This is a genomic window from Methylomonas defluvii (assembly GCF_033949435.1).
Taxonomy (GTDB): Bacteria; Pseudomonadota; Gammaproteobacteria; order Methylococcales; family Methylomonadaceae; genus Methylomonas; species Methylomonas defluvii.
Genome location: NZ_JAXARY010000004.1, coordinates 1 through 24,285 on the forward strand (window position 1 = coordinate 1; position 24,285 = coordinate 24,285).

Genomic DNA, 24,285 nt, shown 5'->3' on the forward strand with positions numbered 1-24,285 from the left:
CATCGTCACCCGCAACAGGATCGGGCTTTATGCGTATTACGGCAGTGACTTTAGCCGAGGCAACAACAACGTCTGGGGCAACGGTACTGATCGACAATCTAGTGGCGCAGCCTACATAACGACCCCGAAAGCCAGCGAGATTTCCAGCGACCCGCAATACCTTGATCCGTACCTAGGCGACCGCCGCCTGACGGCGAGTTCACCATCGAAAACTGCCTCTGCGACCGGTGGCGAGCTTGGCGCCTATGGCAATGGCGGCGAAGCCCCGGTCTTTGATCCGGTCTACAGCACCACGCCGACTACCAGCGGCAGCCTGACACAAAACGAACGCTGGAGCGGCGAGGTGGTGTTGACCGGCAGCGTTACCGTGGCGCGGCCGTGGCGCTTGGACATCGAGCCCGGCACGGTCATCAAAGTGCCGGCCAACGCCAGCCTGACCGTCGATAGCGTCTCCAGCATCGTCGGTACCGCGCAGCAGCCGATTGTGTTCGAAGCATTATTTGCCGGTAGCCAGTGGAACGGAATCGTCCTAAGTGCGAGTGCCTCCGGCAGCGCGATCAAACACGCGCGAATGAGCGGTGCAAGCACGTGTATTTCCGTGTACGGCCCAGTGCACGAAATCAGCCGCAATCTGATCAGCGGCTGCGCTAACGGTGTAATGGTTTACGACGGTTCGCCACGCATCGAGAACAACCTGATTGTGGATAACAGCGGTTACGGCATCTATTCGAACAGTTCTGCGGCACCGAGGATACGCTACAACACCATTGATCTGAACGGCGGCGACGGGGTGTATTTTTATTATCCGTCAGCGAGTCTGGTGTTCGAAAACAACATCGTGACGCGCAACAGGATCGGGCTTTATGCCTATTACGGCAACGACTTCGCTCGAAGTCACAACAACGTCTGGGGTAACGGTGCAGACCGGCAAGCTACTGGTTCAAACTACATATATACCCCGAAAGCCAGCGAACAATCCATAGACCCGCAATACTCCGATAACGACCGCCACCTTTCCGCAAATTCACCCTCTAAAGCCGCCAGCAGCGACGGGTCCGAACTCGGCGCTTACGGCGGTACAATCACGTTGCCTATGCCGTCAGTTACGCCAGTGGCTTCGCCCACCGCCGAAGCGGAAATTACCCTATCCGGGCTGAAATCGGCTGCAACCGGCATCGCTGTTAATGGTGTGGTCGTGGTGGCGCCCGATGCCCAGACCGCTTGGTCAGTAACGGTTCCCCTGGTTTCTGGCATCAATTTACTGACCCTTTATGCGGTGGACGAGCAAGGCCACCGCAGTGATAGCGTGATGCTGAGAGTTGTTCGCGATACGTCGGCGCCGACCATCTCCGGCAGCACACCGGCCAACGGTGCGCGAGTGACCGGGCCTTTGTCCGAAGTGCGCATTCGCCTGTCCGATAGCCAGGGTAGTGTGGATTACGCTCAAGCTCTGGCCTCTGCCAGAGTCGCCGGCCAAACCCAAGGCTTAATCGCCGGCCAATGGAGCCGTTCCGGCAACGAATTGCTATTTACCGCCAATTCGCCCTTAGCCAAGGATGTCTATAGTGTCAGTACCTTGGTCAAGGACGGACTGGGCAATAGCGGCTTAGTGTCGACAATTTTTACAGTGATCGATGGTGCCGCCTTACCGCAATCGGCGCCGGTGATTTCGAACATCCGCTTCAACAATCAACCGTTAACCAGCCGAGCGTCCTTGGGCAAGCCCGGAACCCTGGCTATCAACGCCGACGACAACAACGGGATCGGCCGGGTCGAATTCAGCGTCGACGGCCAGTTGTTTGCGACGGACAGCATCGGCTCCAATAGTTTCTCGGCGTTTTGGGACATCGCCAGCTTCAGCGACGGCGCCCATGTCTTGCAAATCGACGCCTACGATACCTTGGGTAACAAAGCGACAACCACCGTCAATCTCACTATCGCATTGAGTGCGCCTGCCGCACCCACAATCGCGGCCCCGACCAATGGTTTGTTGACCAACCAGTTGCAGACCACGGTTAGCGGCGTTGCCGAAAAAGGCAGCCAGATCGTGCTGTTCGGTAATGGTGTGCAACTTGCCGGGCCGCTGGCACTGGATAGCAATAACCGCTTTCTAGGTTCGATAGCGTTGCAACTCGGTAGCAATTCGCTGCAGGCGGCCGCTGAAAACCGAGGCGGCCGGAGTGCTTTGAGCAATGCCGTGTTGGTGACTGTGGATGCGTCGATACCGCCCACACCGGCCGGTCTGACCGCTGTCAGTCGCGAATCGGGCGTGATCCGGCTGAACTGGAACGCAGTCCAGTCCAACGGCGTGGCTGGGTACGCTTTGTACCGTTCCGCAAGCCCCTTCGAATCGATTGCACAAGCCACACGAGTCAATAATCAGCTATTGACGGCGACCAGCTTCGACGATTTTCCCGGCATCGACGGCCAGTATTATTACCGTTTGGTTGTGGTGAACAATGCCGGCACCACAAGTGCGGTATCGAATCAGGCGAATGCTTCAGCCGATGCCACTCCGCCGCGTGCGACCGCGATCAGCTATACCCCGTCAGGAGCCTTTGATGCCAATTTAGGGCGCATGGGGCTCGGTCGGGTTGCCGTGGATGTCGATGTCAGCGAGACACTGTCGGAAAAACCGTTCCTGACCTTGACCCCGGACGGTGGTACGCCGATTGCCGTGGAACTGGCCAAATTAAGCGATACCCGTTACCACGGCGTCTTCGATATCAGCGATGAGACTTTGACCGGTACCGCCTATGCCGTGTTTTCCGCCCGCGACCGTTACGGTAATCGCGGAACCGAAATCGATGCCGGTGCGACGATCCAGATCGATACCGACGGTCCCAAAGTGGTCCGCTTGAATGTGTTGCCGGGCGATCCGATTAAAAACGATCCGCAACCGGCAGCATTGCAAGTCGAATTAGAACTGGATGCCGAATTGGCCCACAACGCAACGCCCGAGTTGGCCTACCAGCTTTCGGGGCCGGCCAGGACTGAACAAAAGGCTGCCCTGACTCGGCAATCGGCCAAGGTCTGGACCGCCAGTTTCACATTGCCCGCCGATGCCGGCTTGGCCGAAATCGAAACCTTAACCCTCTCGCTTCAGGCCGAAGACGATCTCGGCAACGCCAGTCAGCCGATTGTCGGCGGCAATCGCTTTCAGGTCTACCAAGGTCAATTGCAACCTTTGGATCCGCCGTCCGGATTATCCGGCCAAGGTTTGGCGGGTGGCCGGGTAAAATTGCAGTGGCTACCGGTGAACGGCGCGGTCGATTACCAACTATTCCGGGCTGCGCCCGGCGAAAACGAACTGACGCCGTATCGGCGTACCGGTTCGATGACTGAATGGACCGACCAGACCAGTGTCGATGGCGCTCACCGTTACGCAATTGCATCGGTGCGCAGCGCCAATGCCCAGGAAGCGGTCAGCGGTTACGGCGAGATCGTAGAGGTCAACGCGGATGCCACGCCGCCGACACCGCCAACCGGGCTGGCGTTGGTCTTGACCGGCTCGGGTATCCGCGCCGATTGGCAGGCGCCCGCGAACGAACAGGGTTTGAGTTACCGCTATTACCGCAGCGCCGCTGCGATTCAGTCGGTGGCGAATTTGACGGCCATCCACAGCGATATAAGCAAATTGTTTGCTTTGGATCAATCGCCGTCGCCCGCAGACCACTATTACAGCGTTACCGCGGTCGATGCCGCGGGTAACGAATCGTTGCCGGCCGCTTCGCAATATCTGAACTTCACCTTGTTGCCGGTCAGCGAGTTAGTGGTCGCGCAGACCGATCAAAGCCTGCCTGAATTGAACTGGCAAACCAGCGGAGGCGATAACGGCTTTAACGTTTACCTGCGCGACAACGGATTGTGGTTGAAGTTGAATCAAAATCCGTTGAATGCGCCGACGTATACCGATACCGGTTATGCGGAAACCCAGCGGCACTATGCAGTAGCCCAAGTCGATGCCAATGGCGCGGAAGGTCCGCGCCGCGAAGTTTTGTTGCCTAAAGTGAGCGTGACGGCGCCAACCGGCGGTCTGGCGCGAGGACTGATGAATCGCCTGGATTACACCGTCACCAATGGCAGTGACCGGCCGTTGTCCGTTTTGCGCGTCAATGCGCAAATCGGCGCTTACCATTACAGTTCCGAAGGCCTGACATTGGCGGCCGGCGAGTCGCGCGTGATTCCGGTCATTTTCGCCGGCCATGCCGATCTGGCCGATACCGCCGATTTGACCAGTACCGTCGAAGTGGCTGCCGAAACCGGGGAAATTTCGCGGATTATCCGTAACTCCAAAATATCGGTAGGCGAAGGCGCACTGGTCGCAAACTTGCTGAGTTCGGATTTTGTCCGTGGTGCCAATGGCCAAGTTCGCTTCAGTTTGTTCAACAGCAGCTCCGCCGAAATCGAAATTGTCACGGCATTGGGCCGCGGCGGTGCCGATTCCGACGAAATTCGCTTCCAGTTACGCGACCAGGACGGCAATGTCCTGGCCACTCGCGCATTCCGCCAGTCGTTGGATGCAAAAGCCGTCACCTTGCCGGATGGTAGAACCGTAATCCGTATCCCGCCCGGCGAGACCTTCGTTTCCGAACCCGTCACCATTTCAGTTCCGCTGGCGGCGCCGGACAACGTCTACCTTTATGGCGAAATAGACCACTTTTACTACCATCTGGGCCGGAACGGTCAGGCCGCGATCGCGGGTAACAAGACGCAGCGTCCGCTGAAATTGGTGGATGTTGCCTACCGTGGCGAGATTAGTTCGATCAGCCCGGCGCACTCGTTCGGCAATGAAGATGTCGTGATCAGCGGCCGCGCGATGGACAATGGCAGCAACCAGGCTTTGGCTTGGGCGCCGCTGAAGTTGGTCATCAGCGTCAACGGATTCGAGCGGGTGGTTGATGTGGTGAGCGACCGTCTTGGTCAGTTTAGTTACCGCTTCAAACCGCTGCCGGGAGAATCCGGCCGCTACCAAGTGGCAGCGATTCATCCGGATTTGCAGGACCGTCCGCTCCAGAGCGAATTCAACATTGGCCGGGTTTTAACCGACTTGTCGCAAATAAAACTGACCAGTCCGCGCAATGTCGATCAAACTATCCCGTTGCGACTGAGCGCAGGCAGCGGGGCGGCGGCGACCGGGGTCAGAGTGGCGTTCCAAGCGGCCGACCAACCGCTCGGCGCACTGCCGACCGGTATTCAATTGAGCCTGCCGCCGGCGGTCGACCTGGCGCCCGGAGACACCGTACCGGTAACGGTTAATTTCCGCGCGGATGGAACGGCTCCAGCCAGCGGCGTAGTGGTGTTGTCGATCAAGAGTTACGAAGCCGGCAGCCAAACATTGGCCAAGGTCCGCGTCGATTACACGCTCAGCGAAGCCAAGCCGGTATTGGCGTTTAGTCCCGGTTATCTGGAAACCGGCGTGGCGCGTGGCGCCTCGGCGACGGAAACCCTGACGCTGGACAATCGAGGTCTGGCCGATTTACACGACTTGCGCTTGGATTTAATGACGCCAAGCGGCAATCCGGCACCGTCCTGGGTGTCCTTGGTGTCGCCGGCTCGCATCGATACTTTGGCCGTTGGTCAGACGACAGCGGTTACCTTGGCCTTCTCGCCCAATCAAGCGGTAGCCGAAGGCTTGCAGGAGTTCCGTCTGCGCTTGTCCAGCGCCGATACCGATCCGGTCGATGTAAATGTCTATGCCGCAGTCACCCAGTCCGGTATCGGCCAGGTCAAATTCCATCTATCGAATATCTATACCGCAACGCTGGATCGTAACGGCGTTGCGATTCCCGGCCTGGCGGGCGCGCAGATTCGCCTGCAAAACGAGGCGGTTACCTCGATCGACCGCACCCAGACCAGCGATCAAGCCGGCGAATCCTTGTTTACCGACTTGCCGGCGGGCCGTTACAAATTTAAAGCCACGGCCGCCAACCACCAGGAAGTCATCGGCCGTTTGACCGTCAAACCCGGTCTGACTCAGGTTCAGGAAGTGTTTCTGGATTACGATTTGGTCAGCGTGGAATGGAGCGTCACCGAGGTGCCGCTGCAGGACCGCTACGAGATCACGCTGAATGCCACCTACGAAACCGACGTGCCGGCGCCGGTAGTGGTGATGGAGCCGGGGGCGATTAACCTGCCGAAAATGAAAGCCGGCGAGGTGTATTACGGCGAATTTACCTTGACCAACCACGGCCTGATCCGTGCCGAAGATTTGCAATTCAATTTGCCGACGGACGATGCCTTCAGAATCGAGTTGCTGGGCGGGTTGCCTACCAGTCTGGAAGCCAAGGAAACCGTAACGGTTCCATACCGGATCGTGGCTCTGAAAACGCTGGATCAGGGTCAGGACGGCGGCTCCGGCGCCGGATGTCAGATGAAGGCTCTGCCGATTGGCGTGACCTACACCTATCACTGCGTCAACGGCACTTGGCGCCGTGATGCAATCCAAAACTATGCGTATTACCCCTACGGCCAATGCAGCGCACCGCCAGTTTACGGCGGTGTTGGCGGCGGCGGTGGAGGATTCGGCGGCGGTGGCGGCGGCTACGGTGGTGGAGGTGGTTTTGGCGGCAGTGCCGGCGGTAGCGGCACGGTTGGCTCCGCTTCGCCGGGTGGTGCGAGTATTCCTAGTTTGCCTAAACCGGCCCCCAAGCCGCTGGACGACGATCAATGCAAGCCGGCGGCCGAACCCAAAGAGCCCGAAGACAAACCGGACCCGCTTGTCAAACACTGCACCGGTAGTTGGGTGGATTCCGTCATGCGTCAATATCAGGACCAGATGACTGATTTGACCGTCAAAGTAGTCGGTGGCTATGCAACAATCAAACGCCGTTATTACGATGATTCGTGGCATTGGGAGCACGAACGTACCCGGCTGAAACTGACTCGTGACCTGTATTCGGGTTTGATCATCGCTATTGATCGTGGCGGAGTCGCTTATAAGCCAGCGTCCTTCGGTTCGGAACAGATTTTCCGTAATGAGGCATATCGAATCGTAAAAACTCAAACAGGTTTTACGTGGGAAGACGCAAACGGCAACTGGGAGGAATATGACGGAAACGGTCGGGTATTGGCGCACGGGAGCAAAGCATCGCGGATGTGGCAATTGACCTATGCCGATGCGGAGACCGTACATCCGTCGCAACTATCCGATCGAAACGGCGATCCGGTGCTGTGGTTCCAATACGATGCCGATGGCCGCCTGGTGAATGCGAGCGACAAATCGGGCCGAAAAGTCCAATACCGCTATTCCGGTGGCTTATTAACCACGGTCGTCGACCCAACCGGAGCGGAATCCTCTTACGGATACGATGGACAAAATCGTCTGGTTAGTAAAACCGACGCGTTGGGACGATCCGAACACATTGGCTATCACCGCAGCGGCGACGTGGCGTCGGTTGTCAATGACGAAGGGCGGGCCACTTATTTTGAATTTGGCTACGACAAAGCCCTGAAGGAACGGTATGCCCAAATCAAAACCGCAGCCGGTAAGATCACCGAAGTCTGGTACAACGACGACGGCGATGTGCTTCGCGCGGCAGTAAACGGGCGGCGGATAAAAACGAAAGAGACCGACGGCCGAACCGACGTTACCACCGACGAAAAAGGTAACGTCACTCGAATCAGTCATGACGAATGGGACAAAATTACCCGTATCGTTTACGCCGACGGCAGCGAAGTTCGGTTTGAGTATGAAAACGTTTACCATCAAATTAAACGTGAAGTCGACCGACGTGGCAACGTGACGGAGTACAGTTACGACGGCAACGGAAACCTGACACGCCGAGTCGAAGCCAAAGGTACCGATGCCGAAAAGACCGTAACCTATGCTTACGATGCTGAGCAACAACTGATAGAAGCAACATTGCAGGGTGACGACAACACAGCGGCTGCGACCTCTCGCTTAAGCTACGGAGTTAGCGGCAACCTAACCAGCATTACGGATGCCGAAGGGAACAAGGTTCAATTCCTAGCCTACGATTTATCGGGAAATCCGTTAAAGGTCAAAGATGCTCGTGGCAACGAATGGACTTTTTCCTACGACGCCAGCAGCCGTTTGACGAGTAAAACCGATCCGGAGGGCAACAAAACCGTATTCGTATACGACGGCGTCGGCAATCGGGTGGCAACTATCGATGCTGGTGGTCAGCGCCGTGAGTTTGCTTATAACCAACGCAAGCAAATTGTACGTACCATCGACCCGTTAGGTAACATCAAGGCGATTGCTTACAACAGCGACGGTTTGCCCGTTTTGGCGACCGACGAGTTGGGCAATCGAGTGGCAAACGAATTCGACAACGAGGAAAGGTTAACATCGACCCAAGTCGGAACCGATGCGTTCGGCTACACCACTCGTTACCATTACGATGAAACCGCTGCAGCGTTTGCCGATTCGTCCAAACCGGTACAAATCGACTACCCAACATACAGCACCCGCCTGTATTACGACCGTCTGCAACGCGTGGTGCGTAACACCGATCAATTGGATGCCGATACTCAACAAAGCGTCAGCCGCGAATACGACGCCAGCGGTAACGTAACTGCGGAAACCGATCAAGAAGGCCGCACCACCTACCATGAATACGATGCGTTAAACCGCTTGCGGCAAACCACCGATCCGGCCGGCGGCGTAACCCGGTTTGCCTACAACGATTTGGGCAAGCTGATGGCGTTGACCGATCCTAACGGCGGCGTGACCCGCTTCGAGTATGACCGTAACGGTAGAGTCACCGCCGAAATCCGGCCGATGGGCGAAACCACGCACTACCAATACGATGCAGCCGGTAACCTAATCGTGCTGCTGGATGCCAAAGGCCAGGCGATTCGTTATCAATACAGTCCCGCCAACCGCTTGCTGAGCGAGCAGCACTTTGCCGACAGCCAGAGTCAGACGCCGGTCAAAACCATCCATTACAGCTACGACAAGCTCGGTCGACTCACCGGTTACGACGACGGCACCACCTCGGCCACCTACAGCTACGATGCCTTGGGCCGCTTGACCGCCACCGCCACCGATTACGGCAGCTTTACGCTGACCACGGCCTACAGCTACTACGCCAACGGCCAGAAGGAAAGTTTCACCGGCCCGGACGGCGTCACTTACCGTTATCTGTATGACGATGCCAATCGCCTGACTGCGGTCGAACTGCCGGACGGCAAGCGGGTGACTTACAACGGTTACACCTGGAACAGCCCGAACCGCATGACGTTGCCGGGTGGCGTCACCACCAATTACAGCTACGACGCCTTGCAGCGGGTGAACCAAATTCACAGCAAGGACCCGCTGCAAAATACCTTAATGAATTACCGGTACCAGCGTTCGGCCGGCGGCAATATTACCGGCAAACTGACCGAGCACGGCGACTATGCCTATCAATACGATGTCTTGGATCGTTTGTCCGGCGTGGACAACCCGACCCTGACCGACGAAGCCTATACCTACGATGCATTGGGTAACCGTAAAACCGCGGCCAACACCGTCGGTGAATGGCAGTACGATGCCAACAACCGCTTGTTGTCTTATCCGGGCAATAACTTTGCCTACGATGCCAACGGCAATCTGCAAATCAAAACCGCGCTGGGTAGCCAGCGCGTCTATCGACACGATATTGCCAACCGCCTGACTCGCGTCGAACGGACCGACGGCTCGGCGGTAGCCGACTATTACTACGATCCGTTCGGTCGTCGCTTGTGGAAAGACGTGGCCGGCGTTAGAACCTATTTCGCGTATGCTGAGGAAGGTCTGGTTGGGGAATTTAATGGACAGGGCGGGTTGATCAAATCCTATGGTTATAGGCCGGACTCATTGTGGACCACCGGGCCTTTATTTCAGAGGGTCAATGGTCAATATTACTGGTATCAGCAAGACCATTTGATGACGCCGCAGAAAATGGTCGACAGTAATGGTTTGCTGGTATGGAGCGCCCGGCAGGAAGCGTTCGGCAATATGCATGTCTCGCTGGCTGCGGTGGGGAATAATTTACGGTTTCCGGGGCAGTATTATGATCAAGAGACTGGGCTGCACTATAACTATTTTAGGGATTATGATCCGAAGGTGGGGAGATATGTTCAGGAGGATCCGATTGGATTGGAAGGTGGATTTAACTTCTATTACTACGTACAAAACAATCCATTGAGAATGTTTGACTATCGCGGTGAGTCCGCTGCCGGTATATTTATGGGTTTGGCCCGTATTGGTGTTGCTGGAGCGATTAAGTGTTGGAAAATGCCTCAGTGTAAACCACATTTAGAAAGAATTGGGAAAAAGATTTTAGAAAAAACAGGTAAAAGTAGAGAGAAAGTTGAACGGGCAAATGATCTATTAGATGCAACTAATAAGGTGTTAGACAAGCCACTAGAAAAACAAATGAAATGTGAGAACTCGTCCGCGCCGGATCCGGATTATTTTATTGGTGATCCTCAGTTTCCTGGTGACGACCTAGACAAGTTTTTGGACGACGCTCGGAAAACAACAAAACCTGATAACTATGACACATTAGTTTGCGAACCGAATCGGGGTGTTTGCTGGGTAATACGTGGTTCTCCAAGTCCGTAACCCGTAAGACGGAATAATCGAACGGGAGTAAGTTGGATGAGCGGTAATCCGACATTTCGAAGCCGGTGATGTTGATTTCGATTGTGGCTGTTCCGGTTGCTGAGTTTTTGGGTTTTTGGGCGGTGATATGGCGGAATACCCACTGGGCATAAATGCGCTATCGCTTTTCCGCCCGTTGGAGATGACAAGCGAAGCCGAATTATCTCTGTTATCGGGTGCCGGCCGGGTGTTATTTCTTTACGGTGAATTTGCTGGAAAGGAAGAATACCTTATTGATTGATCGTATCGACTTGCTGAGGGATGCGGTTCGATTGTGTAAAGGACAAAAGCCTTTTCACTTGTGCCCTGCGGGTATATTGATGCCTGGATGGGTGTTACCGGAACATATGCATACCATCTGGACCTTGCCGGAAGGTGATGATGATTTTTCCAGCCGTTGGAAATTGATTGAAACCCATTTTTCCAAAAGCATCCCCTTGGAGGAAAGACGTTCCAATGTGCGAGTCAAGCGAGGAGAATGCGGAATCTGGCAACGATGATTTTGGGAACATTTTATTCGAGACGAACAGGATTACGAAAACCACATGGATTTTTTACATTTCAATCCGGTGAAACCTGGTTGGGTTAAAAAGGTTATCGATTGGCCTTATTCAAGTTTTCACCGTTATGTCAAGCAAGGTGTTTATCCTGTAAATTGGCTGGGCGACATTGATTATGAAATAGATGATTGCGAACAATTTAATTAAAATTAATATTTCCGAACCTAAATTAAATTTTTTTTGGCATGTTGATCGAATGCCGGAAGAATTGTTAGTTGAATTTGAAATCGTAATTAAGCAATTGAGAGATTCGAGCCATATTCGATGCGAATAGTGAAAGTACGGTTACGGCTGTTTTGGTTAATTAAATCTTTGTTGGTCCTACCGGCTTGTGCGGCCGCGGGTTCGAATAATGCCGCCGACGGCGATTTCGAATCCTGTTCCGAAATTGAAGTGCGTCCGCAGAGCTTAGAAAAGTTCGGATTGCCGGCCTTGGAGGATTTGGACCAAGGCCGTTTTAAGCCGGGAACCGTCAAGCTGGAAAATCCGGCTTTTGTTAGTGCCGAGCAAGTCAAAAGTTTGCCGGCATCGGCCGATTTGCTCTGGGTGGATATTCGCGAAGACAAACCAGACGCAGGTGCGACGATACCTAATAGCATCCATATTCCCGCCAGAGATTTAGCGGGTAAGGTGTTTTTGCGGAATAAGGCGCTGCTGCTGTTCGACAACGGCTTTGCCGCGGCCCGCAACCTGGATTTGCTCGGGCAATTGCAAGCGGCGGGCTTTAATAACGTCCGGGTGTTGGCTGGCGGCTTGAACGCATGGCGCCATGCGGGCGGGGTTGTGAGCGGCGATTCGTTAATCCATGCCACGCTGGACCAGGTCAGCCCGGCGCAGTTCTATGCCGAGCGCGAATTCAGCGACATCAAACTCCTGGATTTTTCCCGGCAGGCGCCGGATAAAAAATCCGATGACGATTTGCGCCGCTTGTTGCGGCAAGCCGTTGCCGGGCCGGGAGAACGCCAAGTTGCGGCAGCGCGGATTTTACTGATGACCGATGCCGGCCTCGACTACGATCGGTTCCGCCGAATTGCCGATAAAGCAGGGCTACCCCCGCTGTATTTTCTGCAAGGCGGCAAACAAGGCTATCGGACCTATTTGCAACGGCAATTGGCCGTGTGGAATCGGCCAGCCGAAAAACAGGGAAAAATTGTTACATGCGGTAGAAGGCGGCGATGAATCATAGAAAGCTTTTGTTAGCGGCGTTTGCCGCTTTGGTGTTGTCGGGTGCGGCTTGGTATGGCTGGCAGTTGGTAACGGCGCCGCAATACGATAGCAGTAAAACGGTCAGTTACAGTTTTGTGTTGCGAAATGCCTCGAATCGGGTTTTGGAGCATGCCGAGTTTCGCACGTATCTGCCGGTCAGGCAGACCGCGGCACAAGCCTGCTGCGAACGGGTGGAGGTGTCGCAGCCTTACACATTGGAAAGCGATGATTTGGGTAATCAGGTGTTGCGTTTTGGCTTTGATCATATGCCGCCTTACGGGGTGAAATTGATCCGGGTTACCGCGCAATTACGGATGAATTCCCAGCCGAATAAGTTTTGGAGATTTTTACCGGATCGGTATTTGCAACCTGAGCCGTTGATCGAAAGCGATCACCCGGCCGTCCAAGCGGCCGCCGCCAACCTGTTGGCTGGCGAACCGGCGCAAACGTTGCGTGGCATCTATGACTGGGTGGTGAATAACGTGCGCGACATAGGTTACGTTCGGGACGAGCGGGGGGCTCTGTATGCTTTGCAGCAACGCCAGGGCGACTGCACCGAGAACGCCTATTTATTTACCGCGTTGGCAAGAGCCAATTCGGTGCCGGCTCGTGCGGTGGCCGGCTATGTGCTGGATGACAACGGCTTATTGCAGGCTGCGGCTTACCACGAATGGGCCGAATTCGATGACGGCGGCATTTGGCGAATCGCCGATCCGCAAAAACGCAATTACGATGGCCGCTACAGTAGTTATGTGGCGATGCGGTTGGTCGATAACCGACCGGATGCGACTTTCAAATTCTCTCGTTATCAATTTAACGGCGAGGGTTTGGAAGTGGATATGGAATAGATGTTTGTCTGCCCCGTTCGCCTGCTTTGAACCGAGAAGGAATACCTGAGATGAGTCGCACCGCTAACCTTGAGAACTATCGAGCCGTGTTCTGGATATTTGTGCTGTTTTGGTTGGCAGTTTCAGGCGTCGCGGCGGCCGAGGACACGTTTTGCGCCAAAGTAAGTATCGAAATCAAACAGGAATTAACGCTGGAACGCCAGGCTTTCGATGCGCATATGCGGATCAACAACGGCGTCCAAGGTTTCCCGGTGGAAAACGTGCGGGTGGATGTGAAATTTGCCGATGAAGACGGCAATCCGGTAATCGGCAGTTTTGACCCGGATAACACCCAAGCCAAGTTTTTTATCCGTCAAGACAGTTTGAGCGGTATCGAAAATGTGACCGGGACCGGCGTGGTCGCGCCGGCATCGTCCGCCGATATCCATTGGTTGATCATTCCGGCCTCCGGTGCCGCCGGACAACTGGCGGGCGGCAAGTTGTATTTTGTCGGTGCCACCTTGCAATACACGCTGAACGGCGAAACCAAAACCACCGAAATTACGCCTGATTTTATCTACGTCAAGCCGATGCCGCAGTTGACATTAGATTACTTTTTACCTTCCGACGTGTTTGGGGACGATGCCTTCACCCCCAGTATCGAACCGCCGGAGCCGTTTACCTTGGGCGTCCGTGTCAGCAACAAAGGCCGGAGCATGGCGCCGGCCTTGAAAATCAATTCCGCGCAGCCGCGCATCGTCGAGAACGAGCTAGGTTTGTTGATAAATTTTCGCATCAATGGCGGCTTTGTTAACGATGCGGCGGTTGCGCCCAGTTTATTGCTGGATTTCGGCGACATTGCCGCGAATTCGGCCAAGATGGGTCGCTGGCAAATGGAGACGACGTTGTCCGGCAAATTCATCGAATTTACGGCTGACTATTCGCATGCCGACGAATTGGGAGGCGAGTTGACCTCGTTGATGACGGCGGTCAATACCCATCAACTTCTGCGCGATGTGCTTGTCGATTTGCCGGGGCGCGATGCAATCAAGGATTTTCTGGCGAGCGACGGTAGCACTTTGCGAGTCTATGAATCGAATGGTGTCGATACCCAGGTGACTGATCAATCGGCATTTGCCAGTATTGCTGTCAGCGGACAGCAGGGCGGCTCGGCCAGTTACCAGTTGAATCTGCCGGTAACGGTCGGGTTCTTTTACGCGCGGATTCCGGATCCCCAGGCCGGCAAGAAAGACGTGACGCGTTTACTGCGGGCGGATGGCAAGGCTTTAAACAAGGCCAACGTGTGGCTCTCCAAAACCCGCGCAGCTAACCACGGCTGGAATTACTTCATCAACGTGTTCGACCAAAATGGTGGTGGACACTATAGTTTGACGATGGATGATTTCCCGGTGGTACCGCATGCGCCGGTATTGCAATTTATTGCGGATAAAACGGTCAGCGAAGGCAAATCGGTGGGCTTTATCGTTGAGGCAAGCGATGCTGACGGTACGGTGCCGGTTTTGACGGTGGCGCAATTGCCCGCCGGTGCTGTGTTCGCGGATCGCCGCGACGGAGTCGGTTTATTCAGTTGGACGCCAAACCATGATCAGGCAGGTGTGTATTACATTACCTTTACCGCATCGGACGGCGCGCTGAAAGCGCAGCGTACGGCCAAAATCACTGTTATCGACGCGCCGGTGGCAACTGCCAATTACGAGGTGTCTTTTGAAGCTGGATTCAACATTTTTACTTATCCGGTACAAGTGGCCGTTCAACATCAAACCTGTCTCGGGTTGTTGAACAGTTTGGGCGATGCAACGGTGGTGGCAAATATCAGCCGCTTCAATACAGCCAGCCAGAAGGTCGAGCAATGCAGCTACGCGAGTGCTGGCGACTTTGCCATCAAGGCCGGTGACGCATTGGCGATACAGATGTTGCAACAGAAAACCTTGCAGTTCGACGGCGAAAAAATCTGTCCGGTGTGGTTTGTCAATCCCGGGCCCAATTACGTCGGACATCCTCTGGCGCCAGTAGGTTTTAGCTGTTACGACGTGGCTAATTTAACCAAGTCCAAAGTCAGTTTGACGCAATCGTTTAATAAATCGAATGGTCGCTTTGAAAGCTGCGGATGGGATAGCCAGGCGAATCAGCCCATCGGTGTCGATTTTCCAATTGGTGTAACAGACGGTCTGATCGTCAATGCAATCAAGCAGGAATTAATCACTTTGCCGGGTTGCGAGTGATCGTTTAAGGATTGAGCGGTTGGTGTGTGCTTAAAGAAGTTGGATGGGTATATTTCGCCGCTCACAAACACGTCTTTTTTCATTGCAAAGACCAAATTCTCCTGACTAGCGGTTGGTACCTCATCCGCTAGATTGATTACCGTAAATTTGACAATTGCGAATAAATCCTTTCGGCCGATTGGATTGGGTCGTCAAAGGCTGCTTTGTAGACTTCTAGCCTGTAGAAACCGATTTTGGTTGACCGTCAACTTTGGAAAAGCGCGACCGGCAGTTAGGGTGGGTTGGACACAGTGGCGACTGCCCGCAAACAGAAATCGAAATTTTATGACAGCTATCGGGCGATGTGTGAAGAGCGGAGGGCCGCCTGTCGATCCATTTCGGCTATTCAACTCGACCAAAAGCGGCAGTTAATGAAAGGCAGCTTTTTTGGTATATCAGCAAGTAACTTTCTCCATTGCCGACGGTGAAATATATTGTTTCCTATACTTAATTTGACCATTTGGTGTTCGAGTCCTATCAATAACTGTATGGTACAGAGATTATCGAATACAATTTTTTTAGCAAATATGATGGGTAGATATCTAGTTTCTAGCCATCTTTACGATTCGCTTGTTATCCAGTTTTGACAAATTATCCTAAAGTGGTTTCAGTGGCATTTTGGCCAATTCTGAGCGTAGATTATGTAGGTCTTGATAAACACTTGTTATATGGCTTTTTTTACAACCAATTTGACAATATAAAAGGAACAATTTTGAATGACTGAATCAATACTTCAATCCTACCTTAACGAACAGCACATCAAAACTCATGTCCAAGAAGACATTGATAGCCTGAATAAGGCAGTGAACGAAGTTAAAAAATACCTAACAAGAAGAAAGATAAAATCCGACATTATCCCCTATACCCTAGTGGCGCTCGACCCGAAGGTGAAAGACATCGACCCGGTGGTGCAGCAGGTTGAAACGATCATTATCAAAAAGTGGCCTACTTTTAAAAACAGTGTGACTGCCACCCAGGATAAATCCACCACCTACATACGGGCAGTGATCCTAGAATCGCTGAGCCAACTATCGAAAGACGATGCGGCTACGACAGCACTGGTCTGGCTGACAGCCCGCGATGTGATCGGGCATTACCAGCTTGATTCGGAAGAGAACGTGATCAGCGGGTTTTTACAGGAGTTGGCCGATCGAACGGAGGAAAATGGACGGGCGGCCTGGGGAATCAGCCACAAATTTCAGGCAAATAAATTTAAAGGTGCTGAGATTTCCATTTCTGCAGTAAACGCGGCTCAAATTAATGGAGAAGCTCTAAAGGTACATTTACTCGATGCGATGGTCCACTCTGGATGGAGTTCGCAGGCTGGAGGAGGAAAAAATCCATCACATCAAGGTGTCCAGAGTCACCAGTGGCCTCAGTTTATGGCTGAACATTCAGCTATGGGAATTACTAAAGTTGTGAACTCCGCCTTATCCCAACAAGCCAAGTCCATTTCCTCTATTTCTACCTCCATTCAAGATAGCTTGGACACTTACTTTGCCCAGCTTCAACCTTTTTTTGAAGACCTGAATACTTCCTTCGCCAACAGCATCACTGCCAACAACAAGCGCAGCGAGCTGCTCTGGTGGAAGGAATCGATGTATTCCCGTTTGTTGAACGCCAGCTACCGCAGCCTAAACCCAATGAATGCAGCCGTTTGCATGGCGCTCGACCTGGCCGAAGAAGTAGGTGCTATTTCCCCGGAAAGTGTAGATTACCTGCTGCGGGAAACCCTGAAAGACGTGTATGGTGAACAAGCGGAGGAAGAACGCTTGATCGCCGACTGGTTAATGGACCGCGGCAGCCTGCACGGTGGTATTCAATCAGCGTTGAAAGAACATGCTGCTGGAGGAGACGAACGTAAGCCCTTTCTTAACGCATGGGCCAATGTCGTCCAATCGGGTGATCCCACCGACTTTTTCAGCGAAACGGGTATCGACAAAACAGCCAAACTGACTGCATCCGATCTGGCAGTGTGGTTGTTTCACGGGTTGCAAGCGCAAAAACTGGCAATTGATAACTAAGGCAGGATATGGCAAAGCGAAGATGTAACAAAGATGACTGCTATGCTCCTGATGATTTTTGTCTGGAACTAGCTGGACCACTGCACGAGCAATGTCAGTTCTTCGAAAAAGTAGGAGTAGTAGAAGCACCGGCAAAAGCTGTGAAAAGGTCGGCTGTGGCTAAGTCTATTCCTTGGACGGGAGAATGGTTGCGACCCGATCAGCTCGACCTTTTGACGCACCGAGGTACGCCCAGGATCATCGGTTTGGTCGGATCGTCTGGGGCAGGGAAAACCACCTACCTCGCCATGCTGTACTTGCTCTTGTTCAACGGTAAACGCATCGAAAACTGGGAGTTTGCGGGAAGCTATACTTTGAACGGGTGGGAGTTGCAGGCAAAAACGTTGCAAATTCAAGAAGATGGTTCAATTCGAAATCCTGATGCCACGCCTTCTGACAAGGATTTTTACAGCCTCTACCACCTAGCGCTGCGCCACGATGGTTTTTTAAACGATATTTTGTTTGCTGACTCATCTGGCGAAGTATTTTCAAAATGGGCGGATAACGTGAACGACCCCGCTGCTGAAAATGCCCGTTGGATCTATGACAACGCCCATGCATTCCTGTTGTTTGTGGATTGCGAGGCAATTATCGAGCAGCGGGGCAGAGCCAAGCGCGACATCGTTCAATTAGCCGAACAAGTTAAAAGAGACCTGCGGGGCAGACCGGTGGTGATTGTATGGTCTAAGGCCGACCTAGCCGAGCAGATGCGTGGAAATATTGTGGAGGTTATTAGACGAAGCCTGTCCGAAACTTTTCCAGGAGCCGTATCACTGGAGATCAGCAATTATTCGAAATCTGATTCCGACCAGTTTTGTCACATAAATAATGTAGGCGTCGCAAAAACAGTGCTTAACCATCTAGCCAACCCTCAGCCGCTGCAAATCACGCCTACAGCCATCCAAACAGATGATTATTTCTTTTTATACCGAGGCCGCTATGGCAGCAAATAACGAGATTTTGATCATCGGACCGCCGAGCTCAGGGAAAACCACCTTTCTGGCCCAATTATATGGTCGCCTGATGGATAAAAAAGGAAAGCTGCAACTGGCTTCCGCACCTGAAAACATCGATGGTATCAAAAACGCCTACGATCGATTAGCTGTCGGGGAAGAAACGGAACCAACTGCTTCTACCGATAACCTGGAGGTAAAAATCCCGGTCATTTATGGAGGGCAGGATTTTGTGTTGCATTGCAAAGATTATGGCGGGGAACAGGTACGCGACCTCGTGGCCCTGATGGAATACGACAAGACGTGGATTGTTCGGGCGAAAACGAACGACCGATGGATCCTATTCATTCGCCCGTCGGAAATTGAACACCGCTTCGATTTAAGCAAGAAGGGGCATGCTACAAAAGATCCGAAAGAAAGGAATGCCACAATCTCCAGCACATCCGATCAATCGCAATTCATTGAGCTGGTGCAAGTGCTGCTGCACGCGCGCGGCACAGGCATGAAAAACCCAATTGATACTCCCCGATTGCTCATTGCATTAACCTGCTGGGACGAGCTGAGCACCGATTCGACACCGGAAGAAATCTTGCGGCAGAAGTTGCCACTATTCGCCCATTTTATTGCCGCCAACTGGTTGGCAGGAGGCTTTAAGATCATTGGAGTATCCGCGCAGGAATTCCCGCTAAAAACTGATGAGGCCCGCGACAAATACTTGGACGAGATGCCTCAAAATTTCGGCTATCTGGTGCTGGACGACAATCCGAAGGAAAAAGACCTGACCCGCCTCATCGAAGAAGTCCTGAGCCTATGATAGTTATCCACCAGGCCATATACGGAGAATTGCAGGGGAAAACCTCCGGGCACGATCTGCTAGCTGCTTCCGATGAAAAAAACGAGCTGTTTAGACGAGTAAGCGGCTACACCGATTTGGCCGACCGACCTGTAGGAGGAATTTTGTCCAGTCCCGTGGTACGTGGTTTCTTTGCCGAAGATCATTTTTTGCTGATTAAAACATTTCCCGATAAAAGTCCTGGGCTTCGTTCGGGGAGGGTGTTTTCGCACGCCCTATTCATACCAAAAGCTGACCTGCACCGAGTTCGCGAGCTCAGCGACCTGTTTCAATATCACCTGCCCGATATTCAAAAAGAAGCAAAAATGCACTCACTGGAATACCTCTCGCAGGAAGCTATGACGATAACGGGGGCAGTGAATGGAAGGGAAGCTGCCGCCACCAATGCCTTGCTGGAAAAACAGCCATTTGTTTGGTTGGGGGAGGAAGGTTACTGGGAGTGGGTAGCCCGAATCTGGCCCAAGCTACCGGCCAAAGTAAAGCACATGCTAAAAATCGGAGCTGCATTCGGTCCATCTTATGTTAATAAACAATGCCTCAGCCTACTCTATATTCCCGAAGACGCTAAAACCCTATGGGAGCGGCATTCCTTTCGTGTGCTTGGTGTGGGTGAATCACAGCCCCTGCGATCCTCAGCCGCAAACTGGTTGGTAGGAGATGTTAAAAAGGCTATCCCCTTTGAAACCTTGCTCAATGATTTTGCCCCGATAATTGACTCCATAGAAACGCTCAACCGGCTTGAGGATTATGGTAAGGCCTACCACCAAATCGACAAGACCCCTGGGCTTAACCACTTGTTGGTATTGGCCCATTTTGTTTCACAGATTAGTCCAAATGAAAGGGTTGGCATCAAAGGCAAAAACAAGCTGATGACCGCAATTCTTCAAGCCATTCCAACTGCACCGGTCAAGATGTTCATGGCTCTCACGTACCAAAGCTGGAAAGGATTCCCGAATGCAATAACTTCCGTTTCTGGTGCGGTACTTGACTGGCTCACCAACCATCTTCTTCAAGGAAGACAAGTTAAAGAGTGCGGGGCTGTGCTTGTAAAAGCATTGGAAGCTGAAACGAAAAACTGGTGGGTCAATGCGGTTTTGGAGTATGTCAATAACCGACTGAAAAGACGACAACCCAGCGATGCCTCCATTTTGTGGCAGTGGATGAAAAATGAACCTGCGTTGATCACCCAACACACTTCTTGGTTGCCGGATGATGCTGAAAACGAGCTAACCCCAAAAATCCCAAAGCTGGAAACAGCAGTTGCCGAAGCGGTTCTGCACATGGCAGAACAAAAGGGCTGGCTTGTGCTACACGCGAAAGTGGCTGCGCAGCTTTATTCTGCTGAAAAAGCCATTGAAGCCCAGTTGCGTATCGACACTGATGAAGATCATACCGTAGCGCTAGAAGCCTTGTCTGAATGCATCAGCAAAAGCTCCTTTGTGTCTGTAGCAGCCAGTCATACCGATGCCCGCTTGCACCGCATCGCTGGAAAATTTATTTATGAGAACAAACAGTTACTGAAAGGCATCGACATTGCCAGCGAAGGTTGGCAGAAGTGCTGGGAATTAGCCGTTCAGCGAGGCAGTGATGTGTGGTCGGGCATTTCTAACCCACAGCACACCCTGTTCGAAGTTCTCGATCACCAGCTGGCTGGAAATGCGTTTAGCGCAACTCTGCTTAATGCAATAAGCACTGGAAAGTATAGCAGCCTGAAAGACTATCCACAGCGGGCATCCATCTGGCATGCGCTTCCAGACAAAGCACGTACCGGGTTCATTACCGCAACGCTTCTTGAGCTATTCGATGACCTTGCCACCAGCAAATTAAGCTTCAACGACCTCGAAGCTGAGTTAAAAAACGGAGTGCAATCGCAGAATGTGCAACAGCTTGTTATCAGCAGCAAAACCATTCCGCTTACCAAGAAACTGCGGCTGCTCGATGTACTGCCTAGTTTGGGAGAATGTCACGCACAGCAGTTGATACGGGACAATCAATTTTCACCCGCAGAAGCGAAAGAATTTGGTCGGCTTGTTTCCAAAAACAGATGGGAAACGGTAGCTGACGATCTGTTCAAACTTGGATCTCATAGAAAGGACTTGGTACCAGCCTTATTGCAATGTAGCGACTTACTTGGTTTTTTTCAACGACTAGGTCTTTCGGTTACTGGATTGAAATCTGATGCAATTACGCAAGATGAGTGGTGGGAGGCATTTCTTTCCAGAGCGGTGGAGCTATACCCTTTGGGACCGACTCAAAATGGATTGTGGGCAAACTCAGGCGGGAAATTAGAAGAACTCCACTATCAAGGTGTCTCAGGAAAGCAAAGCTGGACGTTCGCCATAAATCATATTCGAAAGGGTGGTTCGCCACCGGTAAAAAAACTACTGAAAGAGATGCAGAAAGAATTTCACGGAGATTTCAAATTAAAACAGCTTATTCAATTACTATGAAGAAACCTATCCTTATCCTCACCGCTCTGGAAGTGGAGCGCCTGGCCATCGAGCAACATTTAAATAACATTGAGCCGGTAGCACACACTTCAACTGGCACCGATTACACAAAAGGTACATACCGCTGCAATGGTAAAACCCTTGAAGTGTTCGTTGCCCGGACCGATCAAACCAACATCAATGCCGCCATAGAGACTGAACGCGCTATCGCCCATTTTGGTCCCGAATACACCTTTTTTGTTGGTGTGGCCGGTGGATTGAAAGACGTAAAAGTCGGAGACATTGTCATTGGTCGGGATGTTTACGGTTACGAGCGCGGAAAGGCCGAAGAAAACAATTTTAAACCCCGGCCACAATTTGGTGCTTCTTCTTATGCACTGGAGCGATTGGCTGGTCAGTATGCAAAAAGCGAAGCCTGGAAACAAACAACTGAGAAGCTTCTGAACCCGGAATTTGCCCCCGTCATCAGTACTTACACCGGCACCATTGCTTCTGGTGAAAAGGTAGATTCTTCCATTGATTCAGAGCTTCATCAATTCCTGAAACAAAACGCCAGCCATGCCCTCGCCATCGAAATGGAAGGCCTCGGTTTTCTCGAAGTATGCCGCATGCGTCCGCTCGTCAAAACCCTGCTTCTTCGCGGAATTTCCGATCTTGTGCAAGATAAAGGGCAAATGGACGGCAAGGGCTCACAACCATACGCTTCGGCCAACGTAGCTGCCTTCCTGTTTGGTCTACTGGAACAACTGAATTTTTCAGATGCCACAACCGAATGCACCCGAGAGCAAAAAGTAGTTGAAATTATGTGTAAGCTTTATCCAGGAGGATTGCGAGATAATCAAATATGGATAGCTGCTGGTGGGGATTTGTCTTTAATAAACCTAGGCCAAACAGGTAAAGGTCAATGGGTCGAAGCTATTAGAACTTTGAATTTAGGTGGAGGGGGTAATATAACTATCGATAGTTTGATTAAAACTGTTGCAGAAGAGTATGGAGATAACAAAGATGTTAAGGAAATACTATACAGGCCTTAAATAAATGGAGCTGTTGAAGGGAATCGAACCCGAGACCGACTGAGTGCAAATCAGTGAATGAGTTTTAAAACCCTTGCATTGGATTTGTGAATGTCCGCAATTGATGGTTTCGCCAGAATGCCTAGATTGTAAAATCTTCCTGGTTCAGCGAGTAGACTGGTGAGCAACGAATGATCGACAAGTTGCCTCGACAGCATGTGAATTATGAAAATGGCGAACTCAGTCGATCATTTGTCGACATACAGGCGAAATGAGTCGTTGTAAGGGCTGTATTCTGTTGATTCAAAGGTTTTTTCATCTTTCGATAGGAAGAAAGGGCATTACGGTTACCTTGAGTCCGTCGGCCGGTTTACGCTAGGCATTAGCAAAGCACATCACATGAAACGAGATATTCGTGCAAACGACTGCCGATTTCAGGATGACGTAGTACCCATTGCTCAGATAGAGCTTGTTAGACGGCTCTGTTTAACGTCATTGCGTAGTGGGAAAAATACAATGTGGCATCGCCGCGAACCTATTGAATTGAAAGCGGAAAGAAAGGAACGACGTAAAAATTCGACGCGCGAAAAGCAATAATTAATCAACTGCGCTGCCACATTAATTGGTTCACAAGCGTGCACCATTAATAAATCCATCGATATATCAATCACTAAGCAAGAAATGATATTGTTTTCGCTCCAATAATCTCTGGTGTTTTCAAGGCAGAACCATCGCAAAATCTATCATAAATATCGAGTTACACCATTATAGTTTTCCACCATGAAGACCCATATTTATAAAATGGGGCAAGCAGGTGGAAAAATATAATGTGGCAGAGGCGTGGGTCAATTGAAAATGTGAATAGCCCGTTGACTTATGGTGGCGGGGTAGACCGCAACAGTAATTGCGCGCGCGATCCAACAAGTGACGGGAAGACCCGCTGGCAAAGTGCATTACAGATGCATCTAGCCAGCGGGTTCAAAATTCGGAATGCGATATGCTGACCTGACCCTAACCAGAGGACAGGCCAATGAGGACATCCATATTCTTACTTCTACCTTTTATGGCTGGTTGCGCCCAGGCGCCGATCGATCCGGCCACTTCCCAGCAAGTCATCACATCGATAACCGACGTCGAGCCTCACCGCGACTGGCAGCTTGGAATGGATGCCTTTGCCTCCGAAACTGGCGGGGCGGCGGTACGGCAATCGTCCGTGGAGCATGTGGTCACCCGTAAACCGCATGCCGCAGCCGGTACCTTGGCAGATGCGAGTGGATTCGTAACTCTGCCATTGGCCGAAGCGGACGCAGCCTTAGCGCAACCTGGTTTTCAGCCGAGTGGCGACGAAATCGAAAGAGCCTGGCGGAAATACTGCCGGCATAAGCTGGACATGACCGATCGCGATCAGGAGATTATTCGCACCACCACCATGCCGGCCAGACTGAAAGCGTCATGCAATCCAAAAAGCTTGAAGAAATAAACGG

General features: G+C 52.2%; 11 protein-coding genes and 1 pseudogene. All 12 read left to right on the forward strand.

Annotated elements, in window-relative coordinates; genetic code table 11:
- Positions 1–10,555 (forward strand): RHS repeat-associated core domain-containing protein (locus tag QLH52_RS05570; RefSeq protein ID WP_319960846.1); only part of this gene is annotated, 10,555 nt, incomplete at its 5' end.
- A 127-nt stretch (positions 10,556–10,682) separates the two neighbouring features.
- A complete protein-coding gene (locus tag QLH52_RS05575; RefSeq protein ID WP_319960847.1) occupies positions 10,683–10,835 on the forward strand; it encodes a hypothetical protein in 153 nt (50 codons plus the stop codon).
- Positions 10,771–11,301, forward strand: a pseudogene (locus QLH52_RS24580) (REP-associated tyrosine transposase). Before QLH52_RS05575 ends, QLH52_RS24580 begins: the two are co-directional and overlap by 65 nt.
- A 126-nt stretch (positions 11,302–11,427) precedes the next feature.
- Positions 11,428–12,333, forward strand: coding sequence for a rhodanese-like domain-containing protein (locus tag QLH52_RS05590; RefSeq protein ID WP_319960850.1), 906 nt, complete (start codon positions 11,428–11,430; stop codon positions 12,331–12,333).
- Positions 12,330–13,208: a transglutaminase-like domain-containing protein gene (locus QLH52_RS05595; protein WP_319960851.1), complete on the forward strand. Its 879-nt coding sequence runs from the start codon at positions 12,330–12,332 to the stop codon at positions 13,206–13,208. Before QLH52_RS05590 ends, QLH52_RS05595 begins: the two co-directional genes overlap by 4 nt.
- A gap of 50 nt (positions 13,209–13,258) precedes the next feature.
- On the forward strand, positions 13,259–15,430 hold the full coding sequence (locus QLH52_RS05600) for a putative Ig domain-containing protein (protein WP_319960852.1): 2,172 nt from the start codon (positions 13,259–13,261) through the stop codon (positions 15,428–15,430).
- Positions 15,431–16,185: 755 nt separating this feature from the next.
- The gene (locus QLH52_RS05605; RefSeq protein ID WP_319960853.1) at positions 16,186–17,493 is read left to right on the forward strand and encodes a GTPase-associated system all-helical protein GASH; all 1,308 of its coding nucleotides are present in this window, start codon (positions 16,186–16,188) and stop codon (positions 17,491–17,493) included.
- An 8-nt stretch (positions 17,494–17,501) separates the two neighbouring features.
- Positions 17,502–18,485, forward strand: a complete 984-nt coding sequence (locus QLH52_RS05610; protein ID WP_319960854.1) for a TRAFAC clade GTPase domain-containing protein — start codon at positions 17,502–17,504, stop codon at positions 18,483–18,485.
- Positions 18,472–19,299 (forward strand): TRAFAC clade GTPase domain-containing protein, encoded by an 828-nt coding sequence (locus QLH52_RS05615; RefSeq protein ID WP_319960855.1) that lies wholly within the window; start codon positions 18,472–18,474, stop codon positions 19,297–19,299. The genes QLH52_RS05610 and QLH52_RS05615 overlap by 14 nt, the downstream gene beginning before the upstream one ends.
- Complete coding sequence (locus tag QLH52_RS05620) at positions 19,296–21,788, forward strand: GAP1-N1 domain-containing protein (protein WP_319960856.1); 2,493 nt, start codon at positions 19,296–19,298, stop codon at positions 21,786–21,788. Before QLH52_RS05615 ends, QLH52_RS05620 begins: the two co-directional genes overlap by 4 nt.
- The gene (locus QLH52_RS05625) at positions 21,785–22,822 is read left to right on the forward strand and encodes a phosphorylase family protein (protein ID WP_319960857.1); all 1,038 of its coding nucleotides are present in this window, start codon (positions 21,785–21,787) and stop codon (positions 22,820–22,822) included. The genes QLH52_RS05620 and QLH52_RS05625 overlap by 4 nt, the downstream gene beginning before the upstream one ends.
- A gap of 1,009 nt (positions 22,823–23,831) precedes the next feature.
- Positions 23,832–24,281 (forward strand): hypothetical protein, encoded by a 450-nt coding sequence (locus QLH52_RS05630; RefSeq protein ID WP_319960858.1) that lies wholly within the window; start codon positions 23,832–23,834, stop codon positions 24,279–24,281.
- Positions 24,282–24,285 lie beyond the last annotated feature (4 nt).

Coding starts and splice junctions, on each gene's coding strand:
- QLH52_RS05575 (WP_319960847.1), top strand. CDS start 10,683: ATGGCGGAATACCCACTGGGCATAAATGCGCTATCGCTTTTCCGCCCG.
- QLH52_RS05595 (WP_319960851.1), top strand. CDS start 12,330: ATGAATCATAGAAAGCTTTTGTTAGCGGCGTTTGCCGCTTTGGTGTTG.
- QLH52_RS05600 (WP_319960852.1), top strand. CDS start 13,259: ATGAGTCGCACCGCTAACCTTGAGAACTATCGAGCCGTGTTCTGGATA.
- QLH52_RS05605 (WP_319960853.1), top strand. CDS start 16,186: ATGACTGAATCAATACTTCAATCCTACCTTAACGAACAGCACATCAAA.
- QLH52_RS05610 (WP_319960854.1), top strand. CDS start 17,502: ATGGCAAAGCGAAGATGTAACAAAGATGACTGCTATGCTCCTGATGAT.
- QLH52_RS05615 (WP_319960855.1), top strand. CDS start 18,472: ATGGCAGCAAATAACGAGATTTTGATCATCGGACCGCCGAGCTCAGGG.
- QLH52_RS05620 (WP_319960856.1), top strand. CDS start 19,296: ATGATAGTTATCCACCAGGCCATATACGGAGAATTGCAGGGGAAAACC.
- QLH52_RS05625 (WP_319960857.1), top strand. CDS start 21,785: ATGAAGAAACCTATCCTTATCCTCACCGCTCTGGAAGTGGAGCGCCTG.
- QLH52_RS05630 (WP_319960858.1), top strand. CDS start 23,832: ATGAGGACATCCATATTCTTACTTCTACCTTTTATGGCTGGTTGCGCC.